This is a genomic window from Micromonospora sp. HNM0581 (assembly GCF_012726175.1).
Taxonomy (GTDB): Bacteria; Actinomycetota; Actinomycetes; order Mycobacteriales; family Micromonosporaceae; genus Micromonospora.
This window is the reverse complement of record NZ_JAASAD010000010.1, coordinates 40015-52646: the sequence shown is the minus strand read 5'-3', so window position 1 is coordinate 52646 and position 12632 is coordinate 40015. Positions and strand designations below refer to the sequence as shown.

At 70.9% G+C, this 12632-nt stretch carries 12 protein-coding genes; 6 read left to right on the top strand and 6 right to left on the bottom strand.

What is annotated here, in order from left to right:
* Positions 1–162 precede the first annotated feature (162 nt).
* From HCA58_RS14100 to HCA58_RS14090, 3 genes are all read right to left on the bottom strand, one after another.
* Entirely contained in the window at positions 163–1056 is an 894-nt protein-coding gene (locus tag HCA58_RS14100; protein ID WP_169598283.1) for a ribokinase, read from the bottom strand.
* 13 nt (positions 1057–1069) lie between these two features.
* Positions 1070–1927, bottom strand: coding sequence for an ABC transporter ATP-binding protein (locus HCA58_RS14095; RefSeq protein WP_169598282.1), 858 nt, complete (start codon positions 1925–1927; stop codon positions 1070–1072).
* A gap of 169 nt (positions 1928–2096) precedes the next feature.
* Positions 2097–3269, bottom strand: coding sequence for an ROK family transcriptional regulator (locus HCA58_RS14090; RefSeq protein ID WP_169598281.1), 1173 nt, complete (start codon positions 3267–3269; stop codon positions 2097–2099).
* A 166-nt stretch (positions 3270–3435) separates the two neighbouring features.
* Here HCA58_RS14090 and HCA58_RS14085 point away from each other — a divergent pair, with 166 nt between their 5' ends.
* The 4 genes from HCA58_RS14085 to HCA58_RS14070 all read left to right on the top strand — a co-directional run bounded on the left by HCA58_RS14085 (position 3436) and on the right by HCA58_RS14070 (position 6577).
* Complete coding sequence (locus HCA58_RS14085) at positions 3436–4899, top strand: glycoside hydrolase family 3 protein (RefSeq protein ID WP_169598280.1); 1464 nt, start codon at positions 3436–3438, stop codon at positions 4897–4899.
* Entirely contained in the window at positions 4791–5207 is a 417-nt protein-coding gene (locus tag HCA58_RS14080) for a TetR family transcriptional regulator C-terminal domain-containing protein (protein WP_346775992.1), read from the top strand. Before HCA58_RS14085 ends, HCA58_RS14080 begins: the two co-directional genes overlap by 109 nt.
* 384 nt (positions 5208–5591) lie before the next feature.
* Complete coding sequence (locus tag HCA58_RS14075; protein WP_240956215.1) at positions 5592–5825, top strand: hypothetical protein; 234 nt, start codon at positions 5592–5594, stop codon at positions 5823–5825.
* A 233-nt stretch (positions 5826–6058) separates the two neighbouring features.
* Entirely contained in the window at positions 6059–6577 is a 519-nt protein-coding gene (locus HCA58_RS14070) for a hypothetical protein (protein WP_169598279.1), read from the top strand.
* A gap of 4 nt (positions 6578–6581) precedes the next feature.
* Here HCA58_RS14070 and HCA58_RS14065 read toward each other — a convergent pair whose 3' ends face one another.
* On the bottom strand, positions 6582–7295 hold the full coding sequence (locus tag HCA58_RS14065) for a Clp protease N-terminal domain-containing protein (RefSeq protein ID WP_169598278.1): 714 nt from the start codon (positions 7293–7295) through the stop codon (positions 6582–6584).
* Positions 7296–7638: 343 nt separating this feature from the next.
* Here HCA58_RS14065 and HCA58_RS14060 point away from each other — a divergent pair, with 343 nt between their 5' ends.
* Positions 7639–8382 carry a hypothetical protein gene (locus HCA58_RS14060; protein ID WP_169598277.1) on the top strand — a complete coding sequence of 248 codons (744 nt, stop codon included), beginning with the start codon at positions 7639–7641 and terminating at the stop codon, positions 8380–8382.
* Between the two features lie 34 nt (positions 8383–8416).
* Positions 8417–9244, top strand: coding sequence for a DUF72 domain-containing protein (locus HCA58_RS14055; protein WP_205808628.1), 828 nt, complete (start codon positions 8417–8419; stop codon positions 9242–9244).
* 45 nt (positions 9245–9289) lie between these two features.
* Here the strand turns inward: HCA58_RS14055 and HCA58_RS23555 are convergent, their stop codons facing one another.
* Both HCA58_RS23555 and HCA58_RS14045 read right to left on the bottom strand, forming a co-directional pair.
* Positions 9290–10951, bottom strand: a complete 1662-nt coding sequence (locus tag HCA58_RS23555) for a S8 family serine peptidase (protein WP_169598275.1) — start codon at positions 10949–10951, stop codon at positions 9290–9292.
* Positions 10948–12519 carry an RICIN domain-containing protein gene (locus HCA58_RS14045; RefSeq protein WP_169598274.1) on the bottom strand — a complete coding sequence of 524 codons (1572 nt, stop codon included), beginning with the start codon at positions 12517–12519 and terminating at the stop codon, positions 10948–10950. The genes HCA58_RS23555 and HCA58_RS14045 overlap by 4 nt, the downstream gene beginning before the upstream one ends.
* Positions 12520–12632: the final 113 nt, after the last annotated feature.

The following is a 12632-nucleotide window of genomic DNA, read 5'->3' as shown; positions in this document are numbered from 1 at the left end:
CGGGCGGGTGTGCATCGGCCACGTCGGTCCCGAAGGCTGCGGTGACCTACCGGCACCACTTCACAAGGAAGATGCGGACCTCACCGTCTCGGGTTCCGCACCAGCGTCGGGCAGGTGGCCGGTACAGGACGGTCAGGCCCACTCGAACCACCCTGAACCTGATCAGACCGCGTAAAGCTGATCGATCTCGCGGCGGTGCGGCAGTGAGACGCTGGCTCCGAGCCGGCGTACGCAGGCGGCACCGGCCGCCGAGGCCCAGCGCACCGCGTCCACCAGGTCACGCCCCTCACCCCAGGCCACGGCGAGCGCGCCGGTGAACGCGTCGCCGGCCGCCGTCGAGTCGACCGTGTCCACCTTGACCGCCGGGACCTGCACCGCAGTGCCCTCCCGGTCGCCGTACCAGGCACCCTCCAGCCCAAGGGTGAGCACCGCGCGGGGCACCAGGTCGAGCAGCGCCTGCGGGGCCTCCCGGCCTCGTCCGGTGTACGCCTGCGCCTCGGTCTCGTTGACCACGAGCAGGTCGACGGCGGCGAACAGCTCCGGCGGGACCGGCACTGCCGGCGCCGCGTTGAGCACCACCCGGGTGCCGGCCGCCCGGGCAGCCACCGCCGCCGCGGTGACCGTGTCCACCGGGATCTCCAGTTGCGCGACGAGCACGTCGGCGTCGCGGACGGCGGTTAGCTCGGTCTCGGTCAGCTCGGTCAGCGACGTGTTCGCCCCCGGGGTCACCACTATCGCGTTCTCCCCCTGGGCATTCACCATGATCAGGGCCACTCCGGACGCGCCGTAGGTGGTACGCAGCTGACTGGTGTCGACCCCGGCGGCGGTGATCCGGGCCCGCAGGGTCACCCCGAATGCGTCCGAGCCGATCGCGCCGAGAAACGCCGTGGTGGCACCTGCCCGCGCGGCGGCGATGGCCTGGTTGGCTCCCTTCCCGCCGGGCACGGTGACGAAGTCGGTGCCGAGCCTGGTCTCCCCGGGACGGGGCAGCGCCTCAGCGGTGGCGACCAGGTCCATGTTGGCGCTGCCGACCACTACGACGCGAGTCTGCCGCACGACGCCCTCCCACTCACTGCTGCTGGGTGAAGGTGGCGCGGGCGGTGTAGCGGTCACCGTGTCGCTCGACGAGCAGTGGCAGCCCGAAGGTCTTGGTGAGGTTGTCAGCGGTGAGGGTGTCGGGCAACAGGCCCTGCGCCATCACCGCCCCGTCGCGCAGCAGCAATGCGTGGGTGAAGCCTGGCGGAATTTCCTCGACGTGGTGGGTGACCAGCACCATCGCCGGGGCGTCCGGGTCCTGCGCCAGGTCGGCGAGCCGGGTGACCAGGTCCTCCCGACCGCCCAGGTCCAGCCCGGCCGCCGGCTCGTCGAGCAGCAGCAGCTCCGGGTCGGTCATCAACGCCCGCGCAATCTGCGTCCGTTTACGCTCCCCCTCCGACAGGGTGCCGTACGCCCGGTCGGCCAACGCGCCGACGCCCAGTTGGTCCAGCAACGCCTGGGCGCGGGCCTCGTCCGCCGGGTCGTAGTTCTCCTGCCACCGACCGACCACCGACCAGGCGGCGGTCATCACCACGTCGACGACCCGCTCCCCGGCTGGCACCCGCTCGGCGAGCGCGGCGGTGGACAACCCGATCCGGGTACGCAGTTCCGTGACGTCGGTGCGGCCGATCCGCTCGCCCAGCACGTGCGCGGTTCCGGTGCTCGGGTGCAGGCGCCCGGAGGCGAGGTTGAGCAGGGTGGTCTTGCCGGCTCCGTTGGGCCCCAGCACCACCCAGCGTTCGTCCAGTTCCACCCGCCAGTCGACGTCGTGCAGCAGGGCGGTGCCGGATCGACGTACGGCGACGCCGTCGAGGCTGACCACCAGATCCGCGTCCACGGGCGAAGGGGCGGGGGCGGCACCAGCGGTGCCGGGGATCAGGTCACCAGTCACCAGCCCATCCAACCACGCACCTGCGGTACGTCCCCACGGGCGGGCGTCGCCGCCGTACGGTGACGTGCCGTGTCGTTGCTCACCCTGCGGTCTGCTGGTCCCGGGCCGCTCGGGTGCGCGCCTGATCTGACCGCCCGAGCCGTCGTGCACCGGCGCCGCCTACACCTCGTCAGCCGACCGTGGAGCCGAAGACCTCGTCGCGGACGGCGTCCAGTGCCGTACGCAGCGCACCGTGCAGGACCGGCTCCTCGGTCAGCCCGGTGGTCACCACCCGGGGGCGCACGAGGGTGATCGCGGCGACCTCGTGTTGCACCCGCTCGGCCAGAGCCGTCCCGCCGGCCTGCCCCACCTGCCCGGCGAGCACCACGAGCGGTGGGTCGAGCACCACGCAGGTGCTGGCCACACCGAGGGCGAGCCGGCGGGCCACCTCGTCGAGCATCGGCGCACCCGCAGTGCCGTCGGCGGTTGCGGCCCGGACCGCCTCGGCGGCGGCGTCCGGATAGCCGTGCTCCCGGGCCAGAGCGCGGATCGCGTCGGCGCCGACCAACTGCTGGAACGCCGGCTTCGCCCGGCGCGAGACGTCACGCGGGATGGGTGCGCCCGGCACCGGCAGGTAGCCGATCTCACCGGCGGCTCCGCTGCTGCCGTGGTGCAGCCGCCCGCCCAGCATGATCGCCAGCCCGACACCGGCGCCGACCCAGACCAGGACGAAATCCGCCAGGCCGCCGACCGCACCGGACTGCGCCTCTGCCACCGCGGCCAGGTTGACGTCGTTCTCGAAGACCACCGGGGTGTCCAGGTCGTCACGCAGCGCGGCGAGCAGACCCCGGTGCCAGCGGGGCAGGTTGTACGCGAAGGTGATGTCGCCGGTGCCCGGGTCGACCAGGCCGGGGGTGCCGAGCACGATCCGGCGTACGCTCGACAGTTGCGCCCCGGCGCTGCCGGCCACCTGGACGACCGCGTTGTGCACCACGCCCACCGGGTCGTCGGTGTCCTTCGTGGACTGCTCGACCCGACCGAGTACCGCCCCGGTGATGTCGGCGCAGGCGGCCACCACCCGCTCCGGCCCCACGTCGACCCCGACCACGTGGGCGCTGCCGGGCCGCACAGCGTAGAGCTGGGCGTTCGGTCCCCGACCGCCGGCCTGCTCGCCGACGCGGGTGACCAGCCCGCGTTCCTCCAGCCGCTCCACCAGTTGCGAGGCGGTAACCTTGGACAGGCCGGTCAATTCGCCGATCCGGGCACGGGTCAGTGGCCCCTGCTCCAGCAGCAGTTCCAGCGCCGCGCGGTCGTTGAGGGCCCGCAACAGACGTGGGGTGCCGGGCAGCCGGGTCGCACTCATGCCATGTGTCCTCAAGCAATTAGTAAGCTTTGCTAACCAACAAACTCTTACGTGACTGTAGACCGACTGGCGAACGGGTAAGCCGTAGCGTATCGGCTGCGTGGGAGCACGGACCTCCGCCGACCCGGTACGAGATCCGCACCGGCCGGCACCGGGAGGAGCACACGTGGGGCTGGATCCAGGACTACGCCGGTTGGCGCTGGGTACTCTGCTGGCCGCGTACCCGGGGCCGGTCCCACCCGACTGGGCTGTCGGACTGGTCGCCGACGGGCTCGCCGGGCACACCCTGTTCGGCAGCAACGTCCACGGTCCGGCGCAGGTGTCGGCGAGTACGGCGGCACTGCGTAGCGGCCGGACCGACGTACTCGTCGCCATCGACGAGGAGGGTGGCGACGTCACCCGGCTGGCACACGCCACCGGTAGCCCGTACCCGGGCAACGCCGCGCTCGGCGCGGCCGGCGACGTGACGCTGACCCGCCAGGTCTACCAGGCCATCGGCAGTGAGTTGGCCGGCCTGGGCATCACCCTCGACCTGGCGCCCACGGTCGACGTGAACACCGCAGCCGACAATCCGATCATCGGCACCCGCTCCTTCGGCGCCGACGCGACGAGCGTCGCGGCCCACGCCGCCGCCGCGACCGTCGGCCTGCAGGCTGCCGGGGTGGCAGCCTGCGCCAAGCACTTTCCCGGACACGGAGCGACCGTGACCGACTCCCATCACGGGCTGCCCACCGTGGATGCCGCACCTGACCTGCTGCGCCAGCGGGACCTGCCTCCGTTCGCCGCAGTGATCGCCGCCGGGGTCAGGGCGGTGATGACCGCACACATCCGGGTACCCGCACTCACCGGCCACGGGCCGGCCACGTTCAGCCGTGCCGTGCTGGTGGACCTGCTACGCCACGAGTACGGCTTCGACGGCGTCATCGTCACCGACGCGTTGGAGATGAAGGGCGCGACCCTGGCGGCTGGTGGCGTCGCCCCTGGCGCGGTACGGGCCCTGGCCGCCGGCGCCGATCTGCTCTGCATCGGCGCCAGGGTCGACGCCGACCTGGTCGAGCGGGTCGCCGCCGAGATCGTGGCCGCACTCGGCGAGGGCCGGCTGGAGCGGACCCGCGTCGAACAGGCCGCCGGCCGTGCAGCGGACCTGGCCGCCTGGACCCGCACCGCCGGCCGCACCACTGCCGCCCCCATCGACCTCGGGTACGCGGCGGCCCGCCGGGCCGTGCGGGTGGAGGGCGTGCCGACCGGGCTGGACCGGTCGCTCGTGGTGCATCTGCATGCCGACTCCACCATCGCCGAGGGTCGGGTGCCGTGGGGGCTCGGCCCGCACCTGGGCGGCACCGAGCAGGTCCGGGTGGTGGCCGCCGAAGCCGATCCGGTCGGACTGCGCCGACGTGCCGGCGACCGGCCGATCGTCCTGGTCGCCCGCCACCTGCATCGGCTGCCCGGCGGCCCGGAGTTGGCCAACGCGTTGGCCGCCTCGCATCCGGTGGCCGTGGTCGAGATGGGCTGGCCGGCCACCTGGCGGCCCGACGCGGTGCGAGCTTTCGTCACCACATACGGCGCGAGCCACGCCAACGGCCGCGCAGCCGCCGAGGTGCTCGGCCTGGCCCGCCGACCTCCCCGCTGAGCCCCTTCTCCGCGGAGTCCTCCGGTCCCCGCGAGGCGTCCATCGGCCTATACGCCGAGGTGCTCGCCGGCTCCACCGCGAAGGTCGACGCGGAGCTGCGCCCTCAGCTACCCGAGCTGCTCTGGCTCGCCTATATGGGCGTGGTGCTCTTCTGGGTCTACGACCGCTCGCCGGGACAGACCCGGACCCGGCAACTGATCAACGGCGCGGTGCCGCTTGTCGACCGACTGGTGCAGCTGTCACGTCTGCGCGTGCTGCGGCCGGTGACGCAACAGGTCGTCAGCCTGATTCACACCCTGCGTCACTGAGCGAGGTGGGTGTAAGAACATGCTTCTACCCAGGTCAAGTCCACAATTGGACAGCTGCGAGACGGTGGCGACAGCTTGCCGAGCGGGTTCCGGATACGTAGCGTGATCGGCACTGAAGCCTCACGCGGACCTGGGGGGAGGGCGCGGACCGGGGATCCGGCCCGGGATCCACGGTCCGCGCCCTGCCGGTCAGCGTTCAGCCGACCGGCAGGGTGCCGAGCCAGCTCACGGACGGTCCCGACCCGATCGGGTGCCGAGCATCGACACCACCGTCCGTCACCGCCGACGCCGCTCACCGTACGACGATGCGGTCGATTCGGGGGCGTAGGTGGCCTGGTCCTGGGAACCTGAACGATCTATCGACCGTCAAACCCAGTTCCATACATGGACAACTTTCTTTGGAACGGTGGGGACATGCAGAAGCAGCCGCAGGGGAAGCAGCCGCAGGACCGTGATCAGCAGGACCCCGAGCGCACCTGGCGCAACCACCGGCTCATCGGCCGCTTCCCCGCCCAGCCGGCCCACCGCGGTCACCGGACCCGTCCCGACGCACTCTCCTGGTGCGAGCTGAACAGCCTGCCCACTGGCGCCGTTCGGCACCATCTGAAACCGCGCTGACGCACTTTGAGACGTTGCTGGCCGAGGGACGACTGGCGAGCTGTCACGTTGCCGCTCTCAGGGTTCCTCGACAATGCTCCCCACCCGAAGGGGTACGAGATCCTGTGGCAGCTGACCGAGTGGGTGGCGCACCGAGGAAGCCGGTAAGGGCGGCGAGCCACCGCGCGCTTTCGCACACCTGTCGGGTAACGTCTGCTGGTCCTTCGACGGTCACGACGGGAGCTGGCACATCCATGGGCAAGAAGACGATCCACGTCTCCGACTTCAGCGGCACGGTGCTGAGCGCCGACGACGAGGCCATCCGCGTCGTCGTTCTCGAGCATCCTGACCTGGTGGCCGGGCCCGTGCAGCTGGAGGCCACCCCGGCGGAGGTGGAGAGTCTCGACGATGGCGCCCTGGACGTGGCGGTCGTCGAGATCCACGACCGGCACGGTCACGGTGAGCCGCGACGGGTGGTGCTGACCGCCAGCGAGTTCGACGCGATGGCCACCGACGTGCCGATGGCGCAGTTGCTGAAGACCGCCGAGCGGGTACGTCCACCGAAGGCCCGTCGCAGCACCGAGAAGATCGACTACGGCACCATCGAACATGCCGGCCGACCGCACCGGGGCAGGGTCACCGAGGAGGAGGCCCGACTGGTACGTGAGCGACTCGACGAGGTGAACAAGCGCCTCGCCGATGCCGGCCTGCGCCAGATCGATCCGACCGACCCGGAGCAGGCGGCACGGTACGGGCTCTCCGTCGAGCCCTGATCGACTAATCGGACTCCTGCAACTCGGCCAGGGCCGCCACGACACTCGTTTCGGTGGCGGCCTTGTCCACCCCGAGGCGGGCGAGTACACCCTCGCCGTTCTCCTGTTCCAGCAGGGCCAGCAGGATGTGTTCGGTGCCCACATAGTTGTGCCCGAGCCGCAGCGCCTCGCGGAAGGTCAACTCGAGGGCCTTCTTGCCTGCGGCGTCGAACGGAATGAGGCTCGGCACGTCGTCCGACGGCGCGGGCAGTGCCGCCGTGGCGACCTCGCGTACCGCCTCGGCCGGCACGCCTGCAGCAGTCAGTATCTTCGCGGCTATCGCCTCCGGTTCGGCCAGCAACCCGAGCACCAGGTGGGCGGGGGTGATCTGGGCGTTGTGCGCCGCCCTCGCCTCGTTCTGCGATGCCATCACCACGTTGCGGGCCCGTGGGGTGAACCGCTGGAAGCCCTCCTGCGGATCCAGTGCCGTGGTCACGAAGCGCTTCTGCGCGGCCTGCTTGCTCACTCCCATGCTGCGGCCGATCTCGGTCCAGGACGCTCCGGAGCGGCGTGCCTGGTCCACGAAGTGACCGATGAGGTGATCGGCGACCTCGCCGATGTGATCGGCGATCATGACCGCGTCGCTGAGCTGGTCGAGGGTGTCGGCATGGGCCTGCTTGATGAGCTTGATCAGGTCGTCGAGGCGGACCGGGTTGTTCGTCTGTACGAAATCAGCCATACGTCAACCCTAGGTTGACGCCCCACTCTCGTCAACTCCAGGTTGACGGTCACTTTGGGTGGTCAGGACGGCACGCCAACGGTGCCGAGGTCAAACCTGGTCACCTACAACGGCAACCCAGCCCGACGATCTACTCTGAACGCCGCGGCGACCTGGCCAACCTCAACATGATCATGACGCTCGGACATGAGGGCGCCAACCCAACGTGCTTCCCGGCCGGGCATGATCTCGTGGTGGCATGAGTGCCACACCCCGCGGTGAGCCCGCTAGACCTGACACGCGTAAGACTCGGTGGCAGGCGGGTAAGAACTCGTCGGGCCATTCGTTCGGGAGGCGACACGACGTGGAGAGCACTCAGACCGTCGGGGGGCGACGGTTGTGGTGGTGGATAGGTTCGGCCGTACTGGTCATCGTCGTGGTGGTGGTCGCCACCTGGACGTGGGTCACGGTCCGTAACGACAGCCGCAACGGGCACGTCGTCACCGGTGCCGCCGGTGACCTGCGCGAGGCCACCTTCGTGCTGCTCGACGGCGCCGACGTGATCCGGGTACGCACCACCGACCTCGGCGACGACGCATACCGCATATCGACACCCCGCGACGCCAGCGTCCGACCCACCGTCTCCCTCACCGACGGAAACCTGCTGACCAGCCTGCGCGGCACCGAGCTGGACGGTCCGGCAATCGTGGAGGTGGCGCTGGCCGAGTCGGTACGCTGGCACGTCCGACTCGGCGGCGGCGCGAAGGAGCAGCATCTCGACCTGCACGGCGCGCAACTCGGCGACGTCGAGTTCACCGCCGGCGCGACCCGGGTCGAACTGATCCTGCCCCCGCCGGAAGGTACCCAGCGGACCCTGCTGGGCGGCGGTGCGAGCCAGGTTGTCGTCCGCCTCGCCGGTGACGCACCTGTACAGGTACGCGCCGGTGGCGGAGCCGGCTCGGTCACCGTCGACGGCACCACCCACTCGGGGGTGGCCGGCGGCACGACCTTCACCGCGCCCGGCTGGAACTCCGCGACGGACCGCTACGACATCGACGTCACCGGCGGCGTCTCCTCCTTCACCGTCGAACGCGTCGACGCCGGCTGAACAGGTGTCCATGCGACTGCACGTCGGGTGTGCGATGTGGACTCACCGGTCCTGGCAGGGACGCCTGCTCCCCCATCCGCTGCCGGCGAACGACCGGCTCAGGCACTACGCGGGCTGGTGCGACGCCGTCGAGGGCAACACCACCTTCTATGCCACGCCGACCCTCGACACGGTCACCTCCTGGGCGGAGCAGACCGAAACCGACTTCCGCTTCGTACTCAAGCTGCCGAAGGTGGTCACCCACGAACGCCGGCTCACCGACGTCGACAGGCCGATGCGCGCCTTCCTCGACGCGATCGAACCACTCGGCCCACGGGTCCACGCCCTCTGGGTTCAGTTGCCCGGCTCGTTCGGCCCGCACGACGTACCCACCCTCGCCCGCTTCCTGCGCCGTCTGCCCGCCGCCCACCGCCCCGCCGTGGAGGTACGCGACCCGGCCTTCGTCACCGACCCCCGCGCGACCCGGCTACTGGAGACGATCCTGGCCGACACGGACGCCGAGTGGATCCCCTTCGACACCACCGCGTTCTTCACCGACCCGCCGACCAGCGACGCCGAGCGGGACGCCTGGACCAGGAAGCCGAGGATGCCGCTGCGTACGACGGCGCTCACCGACCATCCGATCGTCCGGTACCTCGGCCGCGACGACCCGGCACGCACCGTCGAGGGCTGGCGACGCTGGGTGGATCTCAACGCACAGTGGCTGCGCGAAGGCCGGTCGCCGACCGTGTTCATCCACACGCCGGACAACGCCGACGCACCGATGCTGGCCCGCCGCTTCCACGAGGAGGTACGCGCCCGGATACCGGAGCTGAACCCACCGCCCGAGCCGATCCCGGTCGAGCCCACCACCCTGTTCTGATTCCTGAATCCGCCCGATGCCGACCAGCAGTTGGTCAGCCGGTGGTCAGCCGCTCCGGCTCTGGTCCGACATGACCGGCCAGGAGCCGGTCGAGCCGGTCAACGCCGGATAGGGGTCGGCGACCGGTTCCGCGTGGCCACGCAGCACCGTACGGAGCCGGAGAACGAGCAGCACAAGCGCCGCCGCCATGACCAACGCCATCATCGCCAGGAGCGCGATCCGTCCGCCACCGGTCGACTCCGCAGTACCACCCGGCTCGTCGCCGTCCCCCACAGTCAGGCGCTCGTCGGGTAGCACGGTGTTCACCGCCGCAGCCGGATCGATCACGCCGTAGCCGTAGTCGACGCTCGCGGCACTCGCGGCGGGCTTGTGCGCGGTCGCCTTGACCCGCTCCACCACCTCGCTCGCACTGAGCTTCGGATAGGCCGACCGCACCAGCGCCACCTCGCCGGCCACGTACGCCACCGCGTACTGGGTGCCGCTGCCGACGAAAGGGTCCGCCTCGGACCGACCGAGGCTTGTGACATCGACACCGGGCGCGACCACGTGCACGCCACCTGACCGGTACCTTGCGGCGACCTGGCCGTTGACCCCGATGGCACCGACCCGCAACACGCCCTCGTCCGGCAGAACGGCCGCCGGGTCGACCGGCTCCCCGTCCAACGCTGCAGCGGCGACCACGACGATGTCGTTGGCCACAGCGGTGGTCACCGCCCTGGCCACCCCGACGTCGTTCGTGTCCACGTGCGATCCGAGTGCGATGACGGTGGCACCGGCGGCGACCGCCGTCTCGACAGCGGTCACCTGGTCCGCCGACCGGGCCGGTGGCCTGTCGGTCACCACCCTGATCGGCAGCACGGTGGCGTCCGGTGCGAGGCCCACCAACACGCTGCCTTTGAAGGGCTGCGCGACGACGATACCGGCCATCGCGGTGCCGCTGCCGAGGCAGTCCACATCACCCCGGCCACCACCGGCGACGACGTCCACGCCCACCGTCACATGCCCGGTCAGCCTGGCCGACGTGCCGTCCACACCCGAGTCGACGATCGCGACGAGTTGCCCTCGGCCGCGGGCGCTGTCCCAGGCCCGCTCCGCGGCGAGCTGCTTGACGGCCCAGTCCGAGACCGTCACGCCCGCCTTGCCCTTTGGTGGCCGGCAGCCGGGCTCCGCCGAGGGTCGGACCGGGGTCACCGGGTTGGCCGCCTGCTGCCGGTCCGGGACGCCGGCGGGGGCAGCCGGCGCCGCGGTTCCGGGACGTTGGGCTGGCGGCGCGGTGCTGGGCTGGTTCGTACGCGGCGCGGCAGTGGCTTGTGAATCCGTACGCGGCGCAGCGGTACCGGACGGGGTCGCCTCGGCGCCGGGGAGGACCCCGTAGCGGACTCCTTCGCCGACTGCGTCCCACGGCAGCACCAGGTGCCAGCCCGGCCGGATCGTCGCCGGGTCGGTGAGCGCACCACCGCCCGGTTGGGGCCGCCCGACATTGAGGTTGAAGATCTCGCCGGCCCGGTCGGTGGAGCCGAGGAAACGGGTCGCAATCCGGGGCAGGCTCTCCGGTGTTCCCTGGTGAGAATTGGTCACCGTGTAGTACTTCACATTCGGCTGGTTGTCGGCACGAGCCGGGGCGGCGAGCACGACAGCGGTGAGAAGTCCCAGCAGGACAGCCCACCTTGACGCGACGGCCAGCCTGATCCGAGGCTGCACGGTCACTCGCCTCCCGCAGGAACCAGCCGCCAGAGGTGGTCGACGGTCCCGTTGTCGGGATGTTGGAACAGCCGGGTCCCGTCGGTGTCGACCATGAACTGCAAAGCCAGGAGCAGACCGCTGCCCTCGTTCTGGATCTCGAACAGCCCACCGCCGATGTCGTCGAGCCGCCACCGGGTCGCCGAGGTGCTGGCGTCGGGCACCTGGGCGGCGAAGGCGTAGGGCTCCTTCGACCCATCGAGAGGCGAGAGCACCAGGCCGTTGAGTACGCTCTTGATCCTGACAAGGCCGTCGCGGTCGCGTACCAACAGCCAGCGTTGGTCTGCTCCGCCCCGATCCGGTTGCTGCACGAGGATCTCGTTCGCCGCCACGGAGCGGTTCGGTACGGTCATCGCCTTCCTGCTGTGCACGTTCACGAGCCGGTACTGCGTCGGCGCCGAAGGGGTCGGATCGGCGCTCGGAGTGCGCGTGGGAGCGGCGCTCGGTGCTGGGGTGCTGCGCCGCGGTGACGGACTCGGCGTCGCCCGGACGGGTGAGGGCGACGGGCTGGCCGAAGGGCTCGTGTTCACGCCGGAGTAGGAGTCGGTGAGCGAAATTGTCCGGTCAGCGAACTCCGCCACGGACGGCACCGGTGGCATCCCACCGGCGGCGCGTACCGCATCTGCGCCCACCTGGAAAGCCGCGAGGGCGTGCCGGTAGCTGTCTCCACCCAGCGGCGTCAGCGACTTCACGAGTGCGCACATCGTCCGACCCAGCACCGTGATCGCCGCGTGTGGATCCCACGGTGAGTTTCCGGCTGGCCCGTACTCGCTCCACAGTTGGGCACGGAACTGGGCGATGCCCATCCGGTCCGCGGAGCGCAAATTGGGGTCGAAACCTGATGAGGCCATCACCTGCGCGGCGACCCGTGCCGGGGTGACCTGCGGACAGACCGAGCCGGCGGCGTGTACCGCCGGTAGATACTCCGCCGGCACCGGCGATCCGGGATCCGCTGCCGAGACGCCCCGCATGGTGACGGTCGCGGGGGTGGCGGAACCGTTGGGACCGCCGAACACCGCCTGGTCGGCATACCAGACCGTGTGGGCGGCGACCTGACTGACGTATTCCCGAGCCCCATCCGGTACCCCTGCCGCGCCGCGCACCGCGTCGATGCCGGAGTGGTACGCCGCGAGGGCCGCCCGCCACTGGTCACCGTCGACGCCGGCCACCCGGATCTGCCCCACCAGGTCACACATGTGGTGTGCGAGCGCGTACACGCTGGCGGTGGTGTCCTGGGCCACTGCGCCCGGCCACGGCGCCCACTTGGTGAACGTCGCGGCCGGCATGGCCGCCACCCCATCGACCTGGTCCGCCGCCACGGCGGAGTTCGCCATCAGCTGGGCCGCGAGCCGTGGGCCGTTCAACGCCGGGCAGGACAGCGCGGCAATCGAGATCGTCTGCGCGGTCTCCGCGTCGACCGGTTGACTGGCTTCCCGCACGGGGTCCGCGACCGCGATCCTGTGTCCGACCACGCCCGTCGCCACACACACGAGAGCCAGCACCAGCGACGTCACCGTCGCACCACGTCGGCTCATTCCTCTCCACCAGGTTACAAGTCCACGTGCGCTCGGCTGTTTCACTGCAGGTCGTCTCCTCGTCGGGCGTCGTGACGCCATCCGGACACCAGCGGCGGTCCGTTCCACAACGG